This window comes from Mesorhizobium sp. CNPSo 4671 (assembly GCF_057784245.1).
Window position 1 is genome coordinate 113,847 of the sequence record NZ_JBWLUW010000002.1, and the last position, 20,367, is coordinate 134,213.

Here is a 20,367-nt window from a genome sequence, read left to right on the forward strand (position 1 = left end):
CAGCACTGGTTTCGTGGAGGCCGCATGCGGCCCCAATCATTCCATGATGGTAAATCCGGCCTGCCGCGCCATGCGCGACAGGTTCCGAAATCCCATTGTCGCATAGGTCAGCGGGTTGGCCTTGTTTGGGTCCTGCTCGGCCTCGACGACCAGCCAGCCGCTGTAATCATTGTCGGCCAGCACGCGCAAAATGGCGGAGTAGTCGATGAAGCCGTCGCCGGGGACGGTGAAGATCCCCTCCATGACCGCGCCCATGAAACTCATGTCCTCGGCGCGGGCACGCTCGAGCACGGGTTTGCGGGCGTCCTTGCAATGCACATGCACGACGCGTTTGACCTGCGCCTTGATGAGCGCCAGCGGGTCGCCGCCCGAAAAGATCGAATGGCCGGTGTCGTAAAGCAGGCCGACCGCTTCGCCGGTGTGCCTCATCAACAGGCCGACCTCGGCATCGGTCTCGACGATGGTGCCCATATGGTGGTGAAAGGCCATGCGAACGCCGAAATCCGCCATCCTTTCGGCGAGCGCGGTCAGCTTGCGGCCGTAGGCCGGCCATTCCTCGGGGCTCAGCGCAGGACGCTGCGAGATCGGCCCCCAGATGGCGTTGTGGCGCCCGCGCGAGGTGTCGGCATAGACGACATGGGTGGAGCCCATATCCTTCAAAAGCTGGAGATGCGGCGTGATCGCATCCATCTCCGCACTGAGGTCCTTTTCGTCGCAACGGCCGTCATACCAGCCGGAAACCACAGCAAGGCCATACTGTGCCATGATACGCTTCAACTCGGCCGAGTGGCGCGGAAACTTGCCGCCAAGTTCGGTGCCGGAATAACCGGCCTGTCTGGTTTCGCTGAGGCAGACTTCAAGCGGCGTGTCGCCGCCGAGTTCCGGCACGTCATCATTGGTCCAGGTGATCGGATTGATGCCGATGCGAACCGTCACGGGCGAACTCCTGATTGCTTCGATTGGGCAAGGTGATGGCGGGTCAGCCCGGCCAGCAGCGTCATGTCGCGGCGGGCATGTTCGGCGGTGTTGCGCACGGCTGAGCCTTCGACGATCGCCGACCAAAAACCTTTCAGTTCCTCGACGAATGCCTCTTCGTAGCCGCTGCGGATGTCGCGGCTGGAAAGCGTGTGGCCGTTGCCGGTGCGCAGTGTCAGCCGCGTTGGCTGGTGGTTGAGATAGGGCGAGGGGAATTCCAGCTCGAGCGCGGCGTCGTCGAAGTAGAGCGTGATGCGCTCGCGATAATCGGGCAGCCCCGGAGTGGCGATGTGGACCATGGTCCACAATGCCTGGCCGCCTAGGAGCAGCACGGCGCCCTGGCCGCCTTCGCCCTTGGCGAAGAGCGAGGCGCCGACGATCTCGCCATCGGCGACACCGAGTGCATCGAGCAAGCCGTGGACGGCGTTGACGTCGTGCACGATCGACGAGGAAAAGGCGCCGACAAAGCCGCGAAAGGTGTCGGGATCGTCCATCCCCGGCACGGCACGCTCCACCTGCTCGCGCTGCCTGGCTTCGGTCGAGGCAATCAAACCCGCCGCGACGTCATCACCCCGGCAAGTGGAGGCGTGCCGAATGAAGGGCCAGGCGTCGGGATCGTTGACCTCGACCGAAACGTAGCGAAGCGTATGCGCCGTGCCGGGCAGCATGTTCAGTGCCGCCTCGTAGCTCGGGTCGAAACGCTTCATGTAGCCGACCTGGAGTACCTTTCCGGCGCGATCCCTGGCGGCGATCAATTCATCGATGTCCTGCGTGCTGTAGCAAAGCGGCTTTTCGCAGAAGACATGCAGCCCCCTGGCGAAGGCGGCGAGGCTCTGTTCTCGGTGCAGCGCGTCCGGTGAGGCGATGACCACGGCGTCAAGCGGCAGTGCAAGGAGTGCGTCGAGATCTGAAAATGTCTCGAGGCCGAATTCCTCGCCGACGAAGGCGCGGACTTTTCGCGACGGATCGTAGACGCCGAGAATCTTGAACTGCCGGTGCAGCTTGAGCAGATTCGGGATGTGCTCGACCTGGGCGACGCCGCCCGCACCGATCACTCCCACCCTTATGCACTGCATCGGCCAGCCCCATCTGAACCCGAACGCTTTTTTCTTGAGCCTAGGCCGCCTTTGGTTCCATTGTTAGAACCAGATTCCAATGATTTTCGGGAACCAGATGAAGACCAGTTTTCCCGTCGACGGCATCGCTTTGGATCGCGACAGCCCCGCCAATCTGCACAGGCAGCTCTATGTCCAGTTGCGCGGCCTGATCGAACGGCGCGTGCTGCCGAGCGGCCACGCACTGCCCTCGACACGGGTCATGGCGCGGGATCTGAATATCGGCCGTAATACGGTGATTGCCGCATGCGACCAGCTGGCACTGGAAGGCTATCTGGCGATACGGCCGCGCAGGCCTTCGGTGGTCATGGACCTGCCGACCCGTTCGGTGGCGGCGGAACAGGTGTCGGTCGAGGACGCCAATCCGATATCGCGGCGCGGGCAGACCATGCTTGCCCAACCCTATCACCATGGCCGGCCGGGCATGCTCGCCTTTCATCCCGGCATGCCGGACCCGGACAATTTTCCGTTCAACACCTGGTCGAAACTGCTCAGCCGCCGCGCCAAATTCGCGCATATCGATCTTTTCGGCACCTATCACGTCAAAGGCTATCCGCCGCTTTGCGAGGCCATAGCGCGCTACCTCACCGCGTCGCGCGGCGTGAAGTGCACGGCCGAGCAGATCGTCGTCACCAATGGCGCGCAGTCGGCGTTCGATCTCCTGGCGCGGCTGCTGATCGATGACGGCGACACGGTGTGGATGGAGGAGCCGGGCTATTATGGCGCCGGGTCGGCCTTCGTCTCGGCCGGGGCGAGGCTGGCACCGCTGCGCGTCAGCAAGGCGGGCTGGCACCTCGAGCCGCCGGCTATCATTCCGCGCATGATCTTCGTGACGCCGTCCTGCCATCACCCGCTCGGCATAACCATGCCGATGGAACAGCGGCTCAATCTCCTGCATATGGCCGAAAGCTGGCGCTCGTGGATCATCGAGGACGACTATGACGGCGAATACCGTTTTCAGGGCCAGCCCATTCCGGCACTGCAAGGCATCGGCGCGTCAAACCGCGTGGTCTATGTCGGCACCTTCGCCAAGATCCTCTTCCCGGCGATGCGGCTCGGCTTTATGGTGGCGCCCAAGGCAATCGACCATACGATCGTCTCGGCGTTGAGCGTGAGCGGCCAGTTCGCGCCCTTACTGACCCAGGCCGCGCTGGCGGACTTCATGAATGAGGGGCATTTCACCCGCCATCTCAGGCGCATGCGGCGTCTCTACGCGGAGAGGCGGCAGTTCTTCCTGGAAAGCGCGCAAAGGCATCTCGGCGAATGGCTGGATTTCCACACCACCGAATCCGGCATCCAGGTCGTCGGCATTTTCCGAGACAGATGCAGCGACCGGGCGGTTGCCGAAGCGGCGCTCCAGCACGGCATAAACGTCTCGGCGCTGTCGATCCAGTATCGCCATGGCACGGAGCAAAACGGCCTTGTCATGGGCTTTGCGGCGGCCGATGAGCAGACGACCGAAAAGACGATGCAAAAGTTCCGCACCGTGCTGCAAAGCCATTTTTCGCGAATGAACAACACTGGGTAACCAACTGGGATTATTAGCTTTTTAAGATGGGCTCGCGCCGATGGGTGGTGCTAGCCCAGCTCTGCCATCCGTGCCCGACAGCGCACCTCGTCGATCGGCCTGCCAAGCGCGGCAAAGCGCGTGGCTGCTTCCTCGAACGCCGCCACCGCCCGGGTTTCGTTACGCTCGGCCCGGCGCTGCACGCCGCGCGCTTCCCACACGGCAGCCACCCAGGGGCTGCCATTCCACATGCCGGCGACCCGCTCAGCCTCGTCGAGCCGGCGGTTGACCTGCTCGGTCTCGCCCGCTTCGGCCAGGGCAACGGCAGCCGCGGTGCGGAAGGTCATCGAGCAAGGCTGGCAATTACAGCCCGATGACAGCATACGGTCACCTTCGCGAATGGTCTCGGCGATCCTCTCGGAGGTGGCGGCGGCGCGCACCTCGAGCCCTTTCAGGCTGATCAGCAAATGCGGCGCCAGCCAGGAAGAATGGGCAAGGGTGGTGGCGCGGTGGATCAGCCGTCCCGCCTGCCATTTCTGGCGGCGGGCAAGCGCGAGTTCCGTCTGGCGCTGCAGCGCCAGCACGCGGCCGGCAACGGCTCCCACCTGCGCATAGAGTTTTTCGGCTTCGGTCAACATGCGTTCGGCCTCGGCCAGCTGGCCCGAGAAGAGCGCCGCTTCGCCCAGCACGAGCGAGGCCAGGCCGCGCCCGGCGATCGAGCCGGCGCCCTCGGCCACCGACAGCAGCTCCCGTGCCGAGGCGGCGATGTCGTGGTGGCCCTTGGCACTGCAGAGGCAGAATTCGGCCAGGCACAGATGCCCGTCAAAAACGTTGGAGACGAAGGCCGGCCTGGAGCGGACCCATTCGATGAACTCCGCCCTGAACAGTTCGCGCCACTGGCCCTGCATGTGGGCCACCAGGCCGATCAGGGCGCTGGCCTCGCCAACCTCGCGGGCAAGCCCGGCACCCATCGCCAGTTCGCGGGTTTCCCGGCCGACCTGGCCGGCCTTGGCAAAGTCGCCGCTTTGCAGGTGCAGCAGGCCCCAGGCCAGCGAGGCGCGGATGCGGTCGCTCAAGCCGACGGGGTCGATGGAGGGCACGGCCAACGCCTTCTCGTAGAGCTTCACGGTTTCGGCGCCCGGGCCGACGCCAAGATCGATGCGCAGGCTTTGGCTCAGCTGATTGAACAGCCGGATCGCCTCGGCCCGGTTGCCGGCGTCGAGCGCCGCCTGCATCAGGGCGCATTGCGCCTGCTCATCGGCCGGGTCCAGCGCGATCAGGCGCTGCCACAGCTTGCCGGCCCGCAGCACCTCGGCATAGCGCTGCCGCAGGGCCTGGCGGGGCGTTTCGAACCAGTCGACATAGGGGTCGTCCGGCAGCAGGTCTCCCATGTAGAGATCGGCGGCCATTTCGCAGGCGCTAGGGTCGGAGCCTCGCAAGGCAAGTTTGGCGGCGGCCTCGAAAGCGTCAACGTCGATTTCAAGATCGGCCGCTGGGGCGAGGGCGATGACATCGGCCGTCTGCTCGATCAGGTCATGAGCACCCAAGGCGCGGCGGGCGAAGTGGATGGCCTTGCGCAGGTTCGCTCCGGCAGCCTCCGGATCAAGATCGGGCCAGAAGGCCTCCATGACCTGTTCTCGGTGAATGCGGTGCGAACGGGTGACGGCAAGCAGCTTCACCAGCGCCGCGCCACGGTCACGGCGCCAGGCCGCGGCCGGAATGACTTGACCGTCCAGACCGACACTGAACCCGCCGAGCAATTGGACTTGAACGCGCACCCGAAGCACCCTTCAGCAAGCGATCCGCCATTGCCGCCAAAAAACGGCCGTCACAAGCGCCTGTGGGATGGGGAACGCTGGCGGAACATAGGTTGCCTAGTCTGCACCCGTAGTCAATTCCAACCATCTCTCGCAGGAGGATCGAATGTCTCTTCGTATCGCCGACATGGCCCCCGACTTCGCCGCCGAAACCACACACGGCCCAATCAGCTTCCACGACTGGCTGGGCAGTTCATGGGGCATCCTGTTTTCCCATCCCAAGGATTTTACCCCCGTCTGCACCACCGAACTCGGTTACATGGCCAGGCTGAAGCCCGAGTTCGACAAGCGCGGCGTCAAGATCATCGGGCTTTCCGTCGATCCGGTCGAGCGTCATGCCGGATGGGCTGATGACATTGCCGAGACCCAGGGCCATGCACCGAACTTTCCGATGATCGGCGACCCGATGCTGGCCATTGCCAAGCTCTACGACATGCTGCCCGCCACGGCCGGCGACAGTGCCGAGGGGCGTACGGCGGCCGACAACCAGACGGTGCGCCATGTCTACGTCATCGGGCCCGACAAGAAGATCAAGCTGATGATCGCCTATCCGATGACCACCGGGCGAAACTTCGACGAGATCCTGCGTGTGGTGGACTCCATGCAGCTGACCGCCAAGCATCGCGTCGCCACGCCGGTGAACTGGCGGCAAGGCGACGACGTGATCATCGCGGGTTCGGTTTCAAATGATGAAGCCAAGGCGCTCTATCCCGAGGGCTGGAAGCAGCCCAAGCCCTATATCCGCATCGTCCCGCAGCCGCACGGCAACGCCTGAGCCTTCTTCCAGGCGTCCGGCAACAAGAGGTGACATTATGAAAACCCGTATCCTTATCCTTGGCGCCGGTTTCGGCGGGCTCGAACTCAGCACGTCCTTGTCAGAAGCTTTGGGTGACAGCATTGCTGTCACCCTGATCGACAAGTCGGATTCCTTCGTGTTCGGCTTTGCCAAGCTTGATGTGATGTTCGGCCGCGCAACCGAAGCGGCTGTGCGGCTGCCCTACGCCGACTACGCCAAGGCCGGCGTCACGATGAAGCGCGAGACCGTCACCGCCATCGACCCGGAACGGCGGCGCGTGACGACGGACAAAGGTGTGCACGAGGCGGACATATTGGTGATCGCTCTCGGCGCCGACTATGACGTATCGGGCACACCCGGCATCACGCTTGGCCGCAACGAATTCTATTCGGTTCCGGGCGCCGCTCACATGGCGAAGGTGCTGCCAGGCTTCACGCGGGGTAATGCCGTGATCGGTGTCTGCGGCGCGCCTTATAAATGTCCGCCCGCGCCCAGCGAATGCGCGTTGATGCTGCATGACTACCTGACCGAGAGGGGCGTTCGGGGCGACTGCCAGATCACCTATGTGAACGCGATGTCGAGCCCGGTGCCGCCTTCTCCCGAAACGTCGAAGGCGCTTCTGGCCGCCTTCGCCGAGCGCCGCATCACCTTCATCCCCAGCACCCGTGTGGTGTCCGTGGACGAGGGCCGCAAGGTTGTGACGCTCGACAATGGCGGCGAACTGCCCTGCGATCTGTTCCTGGGCGTGCCCCGGAATCGCGCGCCCGATGTCGTCGTCGAGGCCGGCATCACCGAGGGCGGCTGGGTGACCATCGATCCGCGCACACTCGAAACCCGATTTCCCGGCGTCTACGCGCTGGGGGATCTGGCCAATACGGGCGCGCCGAAGGCGGGCGTCTTTGCCGAGGGCGCCGCGCGCACCGTTGCGGCCAACCTGATCGCCATGCTGCGCCATGAGGAACCGACGGCAAGGAACCCGGGCGCGGGATCCTGCTACATCGAGTTCGGTGCCAACCGGATCGCCAGGGTGGATGTTGATTTCTTCTCCGGCCCGAAACCCACCGGTGCTTTCTACGAACCGTCGGAGGCTTTGCGGGTCGACAAGGTGAATTTCGGCTCCAGCCGCAAGGCCCGCTGGTTCGGGCATTGACCTTCGAGAAGGGCGGGCGCCGATGAATTGTCGCCGCCGCCCGTCCCGTTGCCTCAGGCCATCTGCAACTGCTTTCGCGGCAAGGGCGGGAAGGCGATCGCTATGCCCGCGGCACCCAGGCCGATAAGGGCCGAGCCGATGAACAGCCAGTGGTAGCTGGCATAGGCATCGAACACCATGCCGCCGGCGAGCGGGCCGAGCGCCATGCCGAGACTGGACAGCATGGTCGCGGCGCCGAACACGGTGCCGAGGATGCGCTGGCCGAAATATTCACGCGCCAGCACGGCATAGAGCGGCATGACGCCGCCATAGGTGGCGCCGAAGATGACGGCCAGCATATAGAACTGGTCGAGCTGGCTGACCGAGAGATAGGCGGCAATGACGACCGCCTGGATCGCCAGACCGGCGATCAGCACCGGCTTGACGCCGAGCCTATCGGCCAGCACGCCGTAGAGAAGCCGGCCACCCAAGCCAGCGAGACCCTCGACGCTGTAGATCGTGACCGCCGCCATGGGGGCGACGCCGCACAGCATGGCGTAGCTGACCATGTGGAAGATCGGCCCGGAATGGGCGGCACAACAGGCGAAAAAGGTCAGCCCGAGCACGACGAACTGCGGCGAACGCAGCGCCTGCGCCACGCTCATGCCGGCACCCTCGGCGACCGGCGTGGAGGCCGCACCCGCCACCGCGGGCTTTGGCGGCTGGCGCACCAGGAGCACCGCCGGCAGCAACAACACCCAGGCCATGATGCCGATGTCGAACATGGCGGCGCGCCATTCATAGGCCGAGATCAGCCAGCGGGCGAAGGGCGAGATCGTCATCGGGGCGACGCCCATGCCGGCCGAGACCAGCGAAACCGCAAGGCCGCGATTGGTGTCGAACCAGGCCGTGGTTAGCGCGATCATCGGCGCGAAGAAGGCGCTGGCCGCAAGCCCGACAAGCACGCCATAGCTGATCTGGAAGGTCAGCAGCGAGCCGGCGCGGCTCGACACCACAAGTGCCAGGCCGAGCAGCACGGCACCGATCGCCACGACGATAAGGGCGCCAAAACGGTCGGAGAGAGCGCCCCAGGCGAAACCGCCGAGGCCCATGACCAGGAAGTTGAGCGTCATGGCGCTCGAAATGCCGGCGCGCGACCACTGCGTGTCGAGCGCCATCGGTTCGAGAAAGATCGCCAGCGAAAACATTGTGCCGATGGCGACACAGGACATCAGCGCGCCTGCCGCGACGATGACCCAACGATAGGAAAGGTTCATGCAAATCTCCCATGCCAAAGGCAGCGCTTAGCGCTGCTTGCGTCCGAAGGACGAGGGCGTTGAGGTCGATCCTACAATCTGGTTGCATTTTTTATCTAGTTTGGAATGACGCCCATTTTCGCCCGGCCGGATCGTCTTACCGGCGCCAGTCAGATCGGCAGTTCCGACGTGTACTTGATCGTCCAGCTGGGAACGTCGGTCTTGACGTTCTGGACGCCCTTGATGCGGCTCAGATGCTCCGACTGGAAGCGGCGATAATCATTGACGTCGGCCGCCACCACGCGCACCAGGGCATCGCAGTCGCCGAGCATCAGGTAGCATTCCATGACCTGCGGCAGCTTGGCCACTTCGGTGGCGAAGTGCTGGACCGTATCTTCGTCCTGCGTCTTCAGCCAGATGCGGGTGAAGAAAGTGAGGCCCTTGCCGATGCTGGCCGGGTTGAGCACGGCGACATAGCGGTCGATGACGCCGGCCTCCTCCAGAAGCTTGACGCGCCGCAGGCAAGGCGAGGGTGACAGGCCGACCTCGTTGGCCAGTTCGTTGTTGGCCATGCGGCCGTTGCGTTGCAGCGCCCGCAGGATGCGCCTGTCGATGTCATCGAGCTTCATGGTGTTGAATTCCACTTTATCGGCCATGAGTGACACTCAATGCCAAAAATGGGTGAAAAACAACAATCTTCGCAACCAAATTGCGGAGCGGTGTGGGTATGTTTGCCGCCGGTATCACGAGAGCTCAAACGCAGGGAAGCGGCGGCCGCGAGGCCCGCCGACGGCAGAGCATGAGCATTTCACAGACAATCGAAGCGGTGGGCGATGGCTCCGGATCCGAGTTCCGCCGGGGCGTGGCGTCCTGCGCGCCGGTGCTGCTCGGCACCATCCCCTATGCCTTGGTGCTTGGCGCCCAGGCGACCCAGAAAGGGTTGAGCACGGTCGAACTGTCCATGATGACGGGGCTGAACTTCGCCGGCGGCTCGGAATTCGCGGCGATCCAGCTGTGGACGTCGCCGCCGCATATCCTGCTCATCGTCGCCATCACCTTCCTGGTCAACAGCCGGCATCTGCTGATGGGAGCAGCACTTGCGCCGTTCCTGCGCGACCTGCCGCGGCGCAAGGCGTTTCCGGCGCTGTTCTTCCTGTGTGACGAAAGCTGGGCGCTCGGCCTGGCCGACGCCAAACAGCGCGCCGGCGCCGGCCTCACGCCGGCCTTCAGCCCGCGCTATTACATGGGCGCGGCGCTGGCGATGTATCTGACCTGGGTTTCCTTCACCACGCTCGGCGCCTTGCTCGGGCCGATGCTCGGTCATGTCGAGACCTATGGTTTTGACATGGCGTTTCCGGCTGTCTTCCTGGTGCTGATGCGCGGCATGTGGAAAAGTGTTTCGGCGGCGCGACCGTGGCTGGTCAGCCTGGTCGCCGCCGCCCTTGTCTATCTCTTCATTCCCGGCGCCTGGTATGTCGCGGCGGGCGCGGTGTCGGGGCTCGCCGCTGCCTGGCTGATGGCAGGTGAGGCATGATCGACATGGCAACCCTTCTCACCATCGTGCTGATGGCCGGCGTCACCTATCTCACCCGGATCGGCGGCTATGTCGTGCTGCGCAACCGCGTGCTCAGCGCTCGCGCCACGGCGGTGATGGAAGCGGCACCAGGCTGCGTGCTGATCTCGGTTATCGCGCCGGCGTTCGTGTCGAAGAACCCAGCCGATCTGCTGGCGCTGGCCATCACTTTTGTCGCGGCGATGCGGTTGTCCATGCTGCCGACCGTGCTGATCGGGGTCGCCTCGGCGGGGCTGCTCAGGCATTTCATCGGCTAGCCTCCAGCCAAAGCCAGCAGGGCGCTCGTTCACTGCACCGTGGATGTGATGCGCCGATCCTCGGCGTTGAACAGATGCAAATGGGTCAGGTCCGGCGCGAGGAAAACCTGTTGGCCCGGCATCACGGGAATGCGTTCGCGCAACAGTGCGCTCAGCGTGTTGTTGCCGGCCTTGGCCATGACGAGGGTTTCCGCGCCGGTCGGCTCGACCACTTCGACCACCGCCGGCACGCCGCTGTCGGAGAGCCTGAGATGTTCGGGCCGGATGCCCCAGGCAAGCGCACTCTCGCCCGGCTCCAGCATCGGCAGAGGAAACACGGTGCCGTCGCTAGCGGCAAAACCGTCCGCTGTGGTGCGGCCTTGCAGGATGTTCATCGACGGCGAGCCGATGAACTGGGCGACGAACAGATTGGCCGGCCGGTCGTAAAGGTCGAGTGGAGCGCCGACCTGCTCGACGATGCCGCCATTCATGACGACGATCTTGTCGGCCATGGTCATGGCTTCGACCTGGTCGTGGGTGACGTAGACGATGGTGGTTCCCAGGCGCTGGTGCAGTGCCTTGATCTCGGTGCGCATCTGCACGCGCAGCTTGGCGTCGAGGTTGGAGAGCGGCTCGTCGAACAGGAAGACTTTCGGGTCGCGCACGATGGCGCGGCCCATGGCGACGCGCTGGCGCTGGCCGCCGGAAAGCTGGCGCGGATAACGCTCGAGCAGGTCTTGCAGTCCGAGAATCGTCGCGGCGCGCGCTATCTTGGCGTCGATTTCGCCCTTGTCGGTCTTCTTCAACGTCAGCGCGAAGGCCATGTTCTCGCGCACCGTCATATGCGGGTAGAGCGCATAGTTCTGGAACACCATGGCGATGTCGCGTGACTTTGGCGCGACGTCGTTGATGACCTTGCCTTCGAGCGCGATCTCGCCGGCACTGATGTCTTCCAGCCCGGCGATCATCCTGAGCAAAGTCGACTTGCCGCAGCCGGAAGGCCCGACCAGGATGACGAATTCACCCGACGCGATGTCGACCGACACGCCGTGGATAACCCTGGCCTTGCCATAGGCTTTCTCGACGCCAGATATGGTGAGCGCACTCATTCGTGTTTTCCTTAGAAAGAGACCTTGTCGCCGCCCTTGAGCTGCAGGATCTGCCGCGCCTCGTCAGGGGTGGCGACCGAGGCGCCAAGCCCTTCGATGATCTGGCGCACCTTCTTCACCTGCTCGGCGTTGGATTTCGCCAACTGGCCCTTGCCGATCCACAGCGAGTCCTCCAGCCCGACACGCACATTGCCGCCGAGCGCGATCGCCTGGGCGGCGATCGGCAACTGGCTGCGGCCGGCGCCCAGCACCGACCAATGGTAGTCCTGCCCGAACAGGCGGTCGGCGGTGCGCTTCATATGCGCGACGTCCTCCGGATGGGTGCCGATGCCGCCCAGAATGCCGAACACGCTCTGGACGAAGAACGGCGCCTTGACCAGGCCGCGCTCGACGAAATGGGCAAGCGTGTAGAGATGGCCGATGTCGTAGCACTCGATTTCGAAACGCGTGCCGTTTTCAGCGCAGGTGCGCAGGATGTGCTCGATATCGCCGAAGGTGTTGCGGAAGATGCGGTCGCGTGAGCCTTCGAGATAGGGTCGCTCCCAGTCATGCTCGAAGGTCTTGAAGCGTTCCAGCATCGGATAGAGACCGAAATTCATCGAACCCATGTTGAGCGAGGCGACTTCCGGCGCGAAGGTCGCGGCCGGCTTGACCCGCTCCTCGACACTCATCGTCGCGGCCCCGCCGGTGGTGATGTTGATGACGCAGTCGGAGCGCTGCTTGATCACTTTCAGGAAGGGCGCGAAGGCCTCGGTCGACTGGTCGGGCCGGCCATCGGCCGGATTGCGCGCATGCAGATGAACGATGGCCGCACCGGCCTCGGCCGCGCCGATCGCGGCATCGGCGATCTCTTGCGCGCTCACCGGCAGATGCGGCGACATTGACGGCGTGTGGATCGAGCCGGTGACCGCGCAGGTTATGATGATCTTGTTCTGGTTCGCCACGTGAAAGGATCCTCGTCTATTTTACTGCGCCTTGGGTGATGCCCGAGATGAACTGCTTCGACAGCACGATGTAGAGCAGCGTGATCGGCAGTGCCGCCAACGTCAGTCCGGTGAACAGCACGCCCCAGTCGGTGGTGAACTCGCCGACGAAGACGGTGAGGCCCTGCGGCAGCGTCTTGAGATTGTCCGAGGTGATCAACACCAGCGGGAAGAAGAAATCATTCCAGATCGGCACGGCGTTCTGGATCGCCACGATGACCAGCGCCGGTCGCGCCAGCGGCAGCATGATCGAGCGCATGATGCGAAACTCGCTGGCGCCGTCCATGCGCGCCGATTCTTCCAGTTCGCGCGGCAAGGTCCGGAGGAAGCCGGTCATGATGAACACCGCCGAGGGAATGCCCATGGCGACATAGACCAGCACCAGGCCGGCATAGCTGTCGACCAGGCCAAGCGAATCCAGCTGGATGAACAGCGGGATGATCGCCAGTTTCAGCGGCACGGTCATGCCGCTCAGGAAAAACATCAGCACCAGCGCGCTCAGCCTGAACTGGTAGCGGGCGATCGCGTAGGCGGCCATGGTGCTGAACAGAAGGATCAGAGCCACCGCGGCCATGGTGATGCCGACGGAATTGGCGAGGTAACGGACGAAATTGGTTTCGCTCCACACCCGCTCGGCATTGGCCAGCGAAAAATGCGCGGGCAGGGCGAAGGGCGAGGAGAAGATCTCGGCATTGGTCTTGAAGGACGACATCACCATGACGAACAGCGGATAGATCATGATGACGGCGTTGATCGCCAGCATCAGCTGGATGGCGCCGTTCTTCAACAGCTCGCCTATTTGCTTGGTGCCGACCACTGCGCTCACAGTTCGATCTCTCGACGGCGCAAGTAGCGAAGCGCGATTGCGGTGACGCCGGCAACGATGATGAACATCATCACGGCCAGCGCGCTGCCCTGGCCGAAATCCTGGATGCCGGTCGTCGTCGAGCCGAAGGCGGTGCGGTAGAAATAGAGGCCGAGCACGTCGGTGGCGCCGCCGGGCGAACCGGTGAGGCCGGCCATGACGTAGGGGATCTCGAACCAGTTGAAGCTGCCGATGAAGGTCAGGATGGTGACGATGGTGACGCTCGGCGCAATCAGCGGCCAGATAATCCTGGTCATCAGCACATAGTCGCCGGCGCCGTCGAGGCGGGCGGCCTCGATCACTTCCTTGCTGACGCGCTGCATGCCGGCGAGAAGCACCAGGGTCGGGAAGCCGAGCCAGTGCCAGACATTGGCGAACAGGATGCTGCCGAGTGCGGTGTGTTCATTGCCGAGCCACGGTATGGCGCCGATGCCGACCAGCGCCAGCGTCTGGTTCACCAGACCGAACAGCGGATGCAGGAACAGTTTCCACAGGAAGCCGACGATGACCGCCGACAGGACGACGGGAAGAAAGACGATGACCTGGTGGATGCGGTGGCCGGGGAGCGCTTTCAGCAAGGCATAGGCGAGCAGGAAGGCGGTGCCGTTCTCGAACACCATCAGCGCCACGAAGGCGATGATGTTGTGCTTCAGCGCATTGTAGGTCCAATCGCTATAAGGCTGTTCAAACAGCACCTTGCGGAAGTTTTCGAAGCCGATGAATCCGGTCGGCTGCAAGCCGTTGAACTCATAGAAGGCAAGGCGGAAGGCCGAGAGCAGCGGCCAGAGCACGAACAACACCATGACCACCAGGGCCGGTGTCAGCAGGGACGCGATCCAGAGTGACCGGCGCCACGGAAAGGCTTTTTTCGTGTGGCGCCGGCCGCTGTTCATGTCACTTGCCCTGGAAAGGCTTGTACCATTTGGCGAGGCCGCTGGTGAGGTCGGCCGCCACCTGGTCCGGGGTGATCGAACCCGACATCATCTTGGTGATGTCGCCCTGCAGCAGCTCCGATCCCGTCGGCTTCTCGAAACGGAAGTAGACGACATTGATATGCGGCATGGCGGTTTCGTTCAACTTGGCGACGTGCGACAGCAACTCGTCCTTGATGACGACACCCTTGATCGGCGAGATGTTGCCGAGCAGGGCGGAAAACTTGTCGCCAAATTCCTTGGTGCCCATCCAGTTGACCAGCTTGAGCGCCGCCTCCTTGTTGGCTGACTTGGCGTTGACCGCATAACCGCCGTCGAAGAACTTGGTCACCTGCGGCGTGTCGCCGGCCTTGGCCATGGGCGGAGCGACGAAGTCCATGTTGATGGCCGGGTTCTGGCTTCTGTAGGTGGCGATGTCGAAGCTGCCGCCGGCCAGCATCGCCGCCTTGCCGCTGATAAACAGCTGGCCGGCGGTGTCGTAGTCGATGCCTTCGAAACCGGGCGGCATGTAGTCGCGCAATTCGAGCAGCTTGCCGAGTGCCGCGACATAGCGCGGGTCCTTGAAGGTGGTCTTGCCCGAGGTCAGGTCACTGACGAACTCCTGGCCGAGGAACGGATTGGTGAAGATGGCCACGAACATCTCGTTGAACCAGCTGGTGCCCATGCCGTTGGCCAGGGGATAAATGCCCTTGTCCTTCATCGCCTTGCTGACGGTTATGAACTCGTCCCATGTGGTCGGCGGCGTCAGCCCGGCCTTGGCGAAAACGTCCTTGTTGATGAATAGGCCGAGCGTCTGCGAGGCGAAGGGCAGCGAATAGACCTTCTTGTCGGCGCGGTAGGTGCCGGCCACCAGCGCATCGGCGGGCTGGTTGGCGAGTGAAGGCACCGTGGTCAGATCCTGAGGCTCGAAATAGCCGGCCTTCACGAACTGCTCGAGCCAGCCATAGGCGTGGGTGTGGATGACGTCACCGCCCTTGCCGGCGGCCAGCGCGGTCGAAACGATCGTCGGATAGTTCTCATCCGGGAACGACTCGAACTTCACATGGATGTCCGGGTTGGCCTTGGTGAAATCGGCGAAAAGTTCGTTGTAGGCAGCCTTGTCTTCCTGGCGCCAGGTCCAGAACGAGATGTCGGTGGCATGCGCCACGCTGGCTGCCAATCCCCATGCGAAAGACGCGGCCGCGAGGGCCAGCCCAATCCTTCTCCTGCTCATGTTGCAATCTCCCAATCGCGCTTGATGCGCTTTTTACGACGATTATCAAATCATAGTTCTTGCCGTCTGGGAAGATAGTTTGTAAAGTTTCCTAACTAATGTGAATTGGACGCGGCAGCCTGCTGCGTCCCGGCTTGCGCGGTGGATATCGGTGACCCAGAAAATCATTGCAGGCGTGGATATAGGCGGCACCAAGACGCGTATCGTGGCGTGCCTGGGCGAGCAGACGATTGCCGATGAGGTGCTGGTGACGGAGAGCTGGCGCATTCGCCAGATGGAGATCGATGCGACGACGCTGGCCGGGATCGTTGCCGGATTGTGCGATGGCGTTGCACCAGCGGCCATGGCGGTCGGCGCCCACGGTTGCGACACGGACGAACAATGCCAACGGTTCCAGGCGCTGCTGGCCGCCCGGACCGGTGGTTTGGTGCAGGTCGTCAACGATGCCGAACTGATGGTGCCTGCCGCCGGCCATGTCGACGGGATCGGCGTCGTCGCCGGCACCGGCTCGATCGCGGTGGCGCGCACGGCCGATGGCAAGATGCTGGCCGCCGGCGGCTGGGGCTGGATCCTCGGCGACGAGGGTAGCGCGCCGGCCTTGGTGCGCGAGGCGGCCAAGGCGATCCGGCACAGCCTCGACCGGGGCCGGGATGGCGACCCGCTGATTGCCGCGCTGATGCGCGAGCTCGATACAGACGACCAGACCAAGCTTGGCATCCTGCTCAACGAAACGCGCGGGGCGGCGGTCTGGGGCCGCTATGCCAATGCCGTGTTCGACGCGGCGAATGCCGGCTCGGCCCTCGCCATCCGGGTCATCCGGGAAGGTGGGGCAGGGCTCGCCGCGCTGGTCGAACTGTTGATCGAACGCGGCGCCAATCCCGCCCTTGTCGTGGCTGGCGGCGGTGTCATTTCAGAGCAGCCGATGCTGATGACGGCATTTGTCGAGGCCATGGCAAAGATCTCGCCGTCGAGCCAGGTGCTACTGCTGCGCGAACAGCCCGTGCTTGGCGCGGTCGCCTTGGCCAGGCGACTGCTCGTCGGCCAGGACCTGTCCCCGTCGATTGGAGTTGTTTGAATGATGAAGCGTATCGGCTACCGCCAGGCGGTGGCGCGCCAGGCGGAAAGTCTCGAAATCGGCAGGCGTTCGGTGGCCTCGGCACTCGACGGCCTGGATCTCAGCGCTTTCGCCGGCAAGACAATCGGGCTTGCCGGCATCGGCGCCAGCTACCAGACGGCCCTTGTTGGCGCGCACTATCTGCGCGCCTCCGGCATCAAGGCTTTTGCCTATACGCCGACCGACCTTTATGGCCGGACGGATGCGGCCGCCGAAGCGTTCATCGCGCTCTCGGCCTCCGGGCAGAGTCGCGAAATCTCCGACGTCATGCGCGAGGCGTCGGCGTCGCCGCGCCTGGCGGTCTGTCGCGGCAGCGACAATCCGCTGGCTGAACTCACCGGCGCAGTGCTTGCCACTGACTCCGGGGCCGACAATGGCGCGAGTTCCACCGGCTATACCGGGACCTTGCTGGCGCTTGGCATGCTGACCGACAAGCTTGCCGGCAACAGTCTTGACTGGACGCGTTTGCCCAGCGCCGTCGCGACCGTTCTCTCCGGTGCGCAAAGCGCTGCCGGGCAGGCGGCACGGCTGCTGCAGGGCAGAACATCCATCGACATCGTCGGCGCCGGCGTCTGCTTCGCCAATGCGGGCGAGGCGGCGATGCTGATCCGCGAGGCCGTCCGGGTGCCGGCATCGGGATGGGACACGCTGAACTATCTGCACGGGCCGATGGAATCGCAGGATGCGGCGACCGGTTTGATCGCCATCGGCGATGGCCGCGAGGTCAAGATCGCGCAAGATGTCGCCGCGCTGGGCTGTCCTTCGGTGCTGGTGACGCGGCGCGGCGATGTCGCCCCAGCAGACAGGCTGGTGGTGATCCCCATTCCGGCGCTCGGCAACGCCATCGCCGACGCCATACTGGAGATCATCGCCATCCAGCTCATTGTCGGCGACATGCAGGACGCGGCCGGCCTCACCGACATCGTGTTCCGCTACCGCCAGACCGATATCAAGCTGAAGCCGTGGTCGCCGACCGAAGTCTGACGCCGCTGTCCGGATCGTGGAAATTGCCAAACCGCCTGGCAATGGGGCATTGAGAACAGGATGCGGCTTTCGAGTCGGGGCGGCGATCGCGCTTTCACCGACTGGTGACAGGATTTCAGGCAAAAGGTCGAACGGCTGAGATGGCGGCTGCGGAAATCCCCAATCTGACCGACAGCGCCCGCGCCGTGCTGCGCGTGCTCGCCGCGCATGGGCCGGTGACGCGGCCGAAGCTCGGCGCCATGCTCGACCTTTCGAAGCCGACCATGTCGGCGGCGGTGTCGGAACTGAGCGCACTCGGCCTCGTTGCCTCGCGTGGCATTGAGCGTGGCGCCATCGGCCGCACGGCGACGATCTACGGCATCGGTCCGGGCGCCGGCTACGCGATCGGCATCGATGTCGGCGCGGCCCAGGTGCGCGCCGTCGCCTATTCGATGGATGCACAGAAGCTGGCGTCGGCGGAAGAACCGATCGCGGAAGCGATAGCCGGCGATGCCGACAAGGTCGGCGCCGTCGTGCTGTCGGTGGCGCGTGCCACCATGGCTGGCGTGGCCAAGAGTTTTCGTGCGCTGCGCGCCATTGCGGTGGCCGTGCCGCGTATCGTCTCCAACGATCGTTTCGACCGGCCCGGTGGGCCATCCGCCGTGCTTGGCCTGCTGCGCCGCAGCATCGAGGTGCCGATCATCCTGGAAAACAACGTCAACTGTGCTGCCATTGGCGAGATGCACTTTGGCGCTGCGCAAGGCCACCAGACCTTCGCCTTTCTGCAGGTTGGCGTGCGGGTCGGTCTCGGCTTCATTACCGAGGGGCGCCTGTTCCGCGGCGCCGGCGGTGCCGCCGGCGAAATCGGCCGCATGCCGTTTCCGTGGTCGGCCAGCGAGACGCCCCATCGTGAAGGGCTCGAACATTATCTCGGATCGCGGGCGCTGATCGAACGCTGCCGTGTCGACTGGCCGGCGGGGGAAGGCGCGCCGCCCGACTCGGCCAAGGATCTTTTTGCGCGCGCGCTTGAGGGTTCACCGCCGGCGGCGGCAGCCGTCGCACGCCATGCTGCCGATATCGGCAGGCTGGCGGCCGGCTGCATCGGCATGCTTGACCCCGGCCTGATCGTGCTTGGCGGTGGCGTCGGCAGGAATCCGCTGATGACGGAAAAGGTCGAGCACGTCGCGGCGGACCTTGCGTGGCCGACACGGATCGCCGTCAGCTCTTTGGAAGACGGCGGCACGGCGCTCGGCGCGATGAAGCTGGCCGTCGACTACAGTCTCGGCCTGATGCTGCGCGAAGGCCGCCATCCGGCCGTCGTGCTGCCGCCGCTGACGGAAATAACGCAAGACGCGACGGACACGGCTGGTCAGGCAAAGGATGTCTGATAAAAACAAGGGCAGGCGCGAACGCCTGCCCTTCGAGTTCAGATGATCGAGAGTCTTACGCGGCAGCAGCGGCCTGCTGGCTGGCCACAACGGCGTCGACCTTGGCGAGCGCGGCGGTCAACGCGTCAGGCCAGCCGCCCCTCGTGCGGAGCAGATCTCCGCCGTCACGCTCCACTCCGGCTGCAGGATCGAACCGGATTATAGGGTGCGCCATCGTCGAAATTGAGATAATTTCCGGCTTTTCTCATTGTCGTTTTTCAGACGAGCTACCGGCGGGGCTAATGACTGAATCGGGAAGCAATCAAGATCGAGGTGAAAAATACGGCTACCTGACGTGCTCGGGGTGCCGGAATGCGTATTGATTCAATTGCGCTTAGAACTCCATCCCGAATGATCTCGAATGAAGATATACTAAGATATATTCGTGATTACAATCAAAGTCAAAATAGAGAAGAGTTAGAGTCTTATTGTCGGAAAATCGAGCGCCTGTTCCGAAGAGCCGGCGCACAGTCGCGTTACGTCCGTGACACGGGCGCCGGGGAAAGAGCCTTTGACCTGTTGCGTGATGCCGCTCGATCGGCCATCGCCGATGCTGGCCTGGTGCCCCGGGACATAGATCTGGTCATCTACTGCGGGATAGGGCGCGGCTTTCTGGAGCCGGCCAACGCGACGTTCCTGGTTTCTGCACTTGGCATCGAGTGCGACGCCTTCGACATTACGGAGGCGTGCATGAGTTGGGCAAGGGCGCTTCAGGTTGCCCAAGGCTTTTTGCTGACCCGATCATACGCAAGGATCCTGATCGTAAATGCTGAGTTCAGCGTCTACGAAAACGGATATCCCGAAATCTTCAAAATGCAGACCGATCCTGAAATCGCTTATACATTTCCAGCTCTAACTATCGGCGAAGCAGCCACTGCCACCGTCGTTACATGGTCGCCAGATGCTTGGAAATTTCGTTTTCGAACCAGACCCCAGTTTGCATCGCTTTGCAATCTACCACTTCCCGGCTTTCGCGATTTCTGCTTGCCTGATACAAAAGTTGGAGCCAATGGCGTCCATCAACTGGTTGCCTACAGCTCAGAGCTTACACAGACGGCGAGCAGGGAAATGACCTCTTTTGTAAAGGCGGCATACCCCGACGTTTCTGGCATCGACATCTGGTTCCCACACAGTTCCAGCGAGTCGGCCCTGAAAATCATGGCGACTAGACTGGGCGTTGGCGACCGCCTTTATGACAAAGTATTTCGAAAATTCGGAAACTTGGCATCAGCGTCTATTCCTGCGGCTATGTGTGAGGCAACCAAAGAGGGTTCGTTGGAGCGAGGAATGCGGGTGGTGTTGTGTCCGGCTTCCGCTGGAATGGTATTTGGCCTGATGGAGGGCATCTACTGAGGAG

19 protein-coding genes are annotated in these 20,367 nt (G+C 63.5%); 9 read left to right on the forward strand and 10 right to left on the reverse strand.

The window, feature by feature from the left end; all coding sequences use genetic code 11:
* Window positions 1–36 precede the first annotated feature (36 nt).
* Together iolE and AC04SF_RS04920 are read right to left on the reverse strand one after the other, a co-directional pair.
* A complete protein-coding gene (gene iolE / locus AC04SF_RS04915; RefSeq protein WP_488476778.1) occupies window positions 37–936 on the reverse strand; it encodes a myo-inosose-2 dehydratase in 900 nt (299 codons plus the stop codon).
* A complete protein-coding gene (locus AC04SF_RS04920) occupies window positions 933–2,051 on the reverse strand; it encodes a Gfo/Idh/MocA family protein (RefSeq protein WP_488476779.1) in 1,119 nt (372 codons plus the stop codon). Before AC04SF_RS04920 ends, iolE begins: the two co-directional genes overlap by 4 nt.
* Before the next feature lie 97 nt (window positions 2,052–2,148).
* Here AC04SF_RS04920 and mocR point away from each other — a divergent pair, with 97 nt between their 5' ends.
* A complete protein-coding gene (gene mocR / locus AC04SF_RS04925) occupies window positions 2,149–3,618 on the forward strand; it encodes a rhizopine catabolism transcriptional regulator MocR (protein ID WP_488476780.1) in 1,470 nt (489 codons plus the stop codon).
* A gap of 50 nt (window positions 3,619–3,668) precedes the next feature.
* On the opposite strand, the gene AC04SF_RS04930 is transcribed toward mocR, so the two are convergent.
* Complete coding sequence (locus AC04SF_RS04930) at window positions 3,669–5,375, reverse strand: AfsR/SARP family transcriptional regulator (protein WP_488476781.1); 1,707 nt, start codon at window positions 5,373–5,375, stop codon at window positions 3,669–3,671.
* 145 nt (window positions 5,376–5,520) lie between these two features.
* On the opposite strand from AC04SF_RS04930, the gene AC04SF_RS04935 reads away from it, so the two are divergent.
* Both AC04SF_RS04935 and AC04SF_RS04940 read left to right on the forward strand, forming a co-directional pair.
* Window positions 5,521–6,189 (forward strand): peroxiredoxin, encoded by a 669-nt coding sequence (locus AC04SF_RS04935; RefSeq protein ID WP_488476782.1) that lies wholly within the window; start codon window positions 5,521–5,523, stop codon window positions 6,187–6,189.
* 37 nt (window positions 6,190–6,226) lie between these two features.
* Window positions 6,227–7,360, forward strand: a complete 1,134-nt coding sequence (locus tag AC04SF_RS04940; protein WP_488476783.1) for an NAD(P)/FAD-dependent oxidoreductase — start codon at window positions 6,227–6,229, stop codon at window positions 7,358–7,360.
* 53 nt (window positions 7,361–7,413) lie between these two features.
* On the opposite strand, the gene AC04SF_RS04945 is transcribed toward AC04SF_RS04940, so the two are convergent.
* Together AC04SF_RS04945 and AC04SF_RS04950 are read right to left on the reverse strand one after the other, a co-directional pair.
* Entirely contained in the window at window positions 7,414–8,616 is a 1,203-nt protein-coding gene (locus tag AC04SF_RS04945) for an MFS transporter (protein WP_488476784.1), read from the reverse strand.
* A gap of 149 nt (window positions 8,617–8,765) precedes the next feature.
* Window positions 8,766–9,224: an Lrp/AsnC family transcriptional regulator gene (locus AC04SF_RS04950; RefSeq protein ID WP_488477325.1), complete on the reverse strand. Its 459-nt coding sequence runs from the start codon at window positions 9,222–9,224 to the stop codon at window positions 8,766–8,768.
* A gap of 170 nt (window positions 9,225–9,394) precedes the next feature.
* Between AC04SF_RS04950 and AC04SF_RS04955 the strand changes: the two genes are divergently transcribed.
* A complete protein-coding gene (locus tag AC04SF_RS04955; RefSeq protein ID WP_488476785.1) occupies window positions 9,395–10,129 on the forward strand; it encodes an AzlC family ABC transporter permease in 735 nt (244 codons plus the stop codon).
* Window positions 10,126–10,425, forward strand: a complete 300-nt coding sequence (locus AC04SF_RS04960; RefSeq protein WP_096449010.1) for an AzlD family protein — start codon at window positions 10,126–10,128, stop codon at window positions 10,423–10,425. Before AC04SF_RS04955 ends, AC04SF_RS04960 begins: the two co-directional genes overlap by 4 nt.
* A gap of 29 nt (window positions 10,426–10,454) precedes the next feature.
* Here the strand turns inward: AC04SF_RS04960 and AC04SF_RS04965 are convergent, their stop codons facing one another.
* Genes AC04SF_RS04965 through AC04SF_RS04985 form a run of 5 tightly spaced genes read right to left on the reverse strand, consistent with a single transcriptional unit; the run spans window position 10,455 to window position 15,506 of the window.
* Window positions 10,455–11,513 carry an ABC transporter ATP-binding protein gene (locus tag AC04SF_RS04965; RefSeq protein WP_488476786.1) on the reverse strand — a complete coding sequence of 353 codons (1,059 nt, stop codon included), beginning with the start codon at window positions 11,511–11,513 and terminating at the stop codon, window positions 10,455–10,457.
* An 11-nt stretch (window positions 11,514–11,524) separates the two neighbouring features.
* Window positions 11,525–12,457: a 3,5-dioxohexanoate:acetyl-CoA acetone transferase gene (kce, locus tag AC04SF_RS04970; RefSeq protein WP_488476787.1), complete on the reverse strand. Its 933-nt coding sequence runs from the start codon at window positions 12,455–12,457 to the stop codon at window positions 11,525–11,527.
* 16 nt (window positions 12,458–12,473) lie between these two features.
* A complete protein-coding gene (locus tag AC04SF_RS04975; RefSeq protein ID WP_488476788.1) occupies window positions 12,474–13,322 on the reverse strand; it encodes a carbohydrate ABC transporter permease in 849 nt (282 codons plus the stop codon).
* Window positions 13,319–14,254: a carbohydrate ABC transporter permease gene (locus AC04SF_RS04980; protein WP_488476789.1), complete on the reverse strand. Its 936-nt coding sequence runs from the start codon at window positions 14,252–14,254 to the stop codon at window positions 13,319–13,321. Before AC04SF_RS04980 ends, AC04SF_RS04975 begins: the two co-directional genes overlap by 4 nt.
* A 1-nt stretch (window position 14,255) precedes the next feature.
* Window positions 14,256–15,506: a sugar ABC transporter substrate-binding protein gene (locus AC04SF_RS04985; protein WP_488476790.1), complete on the reverse strand. Its 1,251-nt coding sequence runs from the start codon at window positions 15,504–15,506 to the stop codon at window positions 14,256–14,258.
* Between the two features lie 151 nt (window positions 15,507–15,657).
* Here AC04SF_RS04985 and AC04SF_RS04990 point away from each other — a divergent pair, with 151 nt between their 5' ends.
* The 4 genes from AC04SF_RS04990 to AC04SF_RS05005 all read left to right on the forward strand — a co-directional run bounded on the left by AC04SF_RS04990 (window position 15,658) and on the right by AC04SF_RS05005 (window position 20,363).
* Complete coding sequence (locus tag AC04SF_RS04990; RefSeq protein ID WP_488476791.1) at window positions 15,658–16,581, forward strand: BadF/BadG/BcrA/BcrD ATPase family protein; 924 nt, start codon at window positions 15,658–15,660, stop codon at window positions 16,579–16,581.
* On the forward strand, window positions 16,582–17,604 hold the full coding sequence (locus AC04SF_RS04995; protein WP_488476792.1) for an SIS domain-containing protein: 1,023 nt from the start codon (window positions 16,582–16,584) through the stop codon (window positions 17,602–17,604).
* 140 nt (window positions 17,605–17,744) lie between these two features.
* A complete protein-coding gene (locus AC04SF_RS05000) occupies window positions 17,745–18,971 on the forward strand; it encodes an ROK family transcriptional regulator (protein ID WP_488476793.1) in 1,227 nt (408 codons plus the stop codon).
* 390 nt (window positions 18,972–19,361) lie between these two features.
* Entirely contained in the window at window positions 19,362–20,363 is a 1,002-nt protein-coding gene (locus tag AC04SF_RS05005; protein WP_488476794.1) for a 3-oxoacyl-ACP synthase III family protein, read from the forward strand.
* Window positions 20,364–20,367 lie beyond the last annotated feature (4 nt).

Excerpts from the sequence above, each read along its gene's own strand:
- AC04SF_RS04920 (WP_488476779.1), bottom strand. The coding sequence starts at position 2,051 with ATGCAGTGCATAAGGGTGGGAGTGATCGGTGCGGGCGGCGTCGCCCAG.
- mocR (WP_488476780.1), top strand. The coding sequence starts at position 2,149 with ATGAAGACCAGTTTTCCCGTCGACGGCATCGCTTTGGATCGCGACAGC.
- AC04SF_RS04935 (WP_488476782.1), top strand. The coding sequence starts at position 5,521 with ATGTCTCTTCGTATCGCCGACATGGCCCCCGACTTCGCCGCCGAAACC.
- AC04SF_RS04940 (WP_488476783.1), top strand. The coding sequence starts at position 6,227 with ATGAAAACCCGTATCCTTATCCTTGGCGCCGGTTTCGGCGGGCTCGAA.
- AC04SF_RS04945 (WP_488476784.1), bottom strand. The coding sequence starts at position 8,616 with ATGAACCTTTCCTATCGTTGGGTCATCGTCGCGGCAGGCGCGCTGATG.
- AC04SF_RS04950 (WP_488477325.1), bottom strand. The coding sequence starts at position 9,224 with ATGAAGCTCGATGACATCGACAGGCGCATCCTGCGGGCGCTGCAACGC.
- AC04SF_RS04955 (WP_488476785.1), top strand. The coding sequence starts at position 9,395 with ATGAGCATTTCACAGACAATCGAAGCGGTGGGCGATGGCTCCGGATCC.
- AC04SF_RS04960 (WP_096449010.1), top strand. The coding sequence starts at position 10,126 with ATGATCGACATGGCAACCCTTCTCACCATCGTGCTGATGGCCGGCGTC.
- AC04SF_RS04965 (WP_488476786.1), bottom strand. The coding sequence starts at position 11,513 with ATGAGTGCGCTCACCATATCTGGCGTCGAGAAAGCCTATGGCAAGGCC.
- AC04SF_RS04980 (WP_488476789.1), bottom strand. The coding sequence starts at position 14,254 with ATGAACAGCGGCCGGCGCCACACGAAAAAAGCCTTTCCGTGGCGCCGG.
- AC04SF_RS04985 (WP_488476790.1), bottom strand. The coding sequence starts at position 15,506 with ATGAGCAGGAGAAGGATTGGGCTGGCCCTCGCGGCCGCGTCTTTCGCA.
- AC04SF_RS04995 (WP_488476792.1), top strand. The coding sequence starts at position 16,582 with ATGATGAAGCGTATCGGCTACCGCCAGGCGGTGGCGCGCCAGGCGGAA.
- AC04SF_RS05000 (WP_488476793.1), top strand. The coding sequence starts at position 17,745 with ATGGCGGCTGCGGAAATCCCCAATCTGACCGACAGCGCCCGCGCCGTG.
- AC04SF_RS05005 (WP_488476794.1), top strand. The coding sequence starts at position 19,362 with ATGATCTCGAATGAAGATATACTAAGATATATTCGTGATTACAATCAA.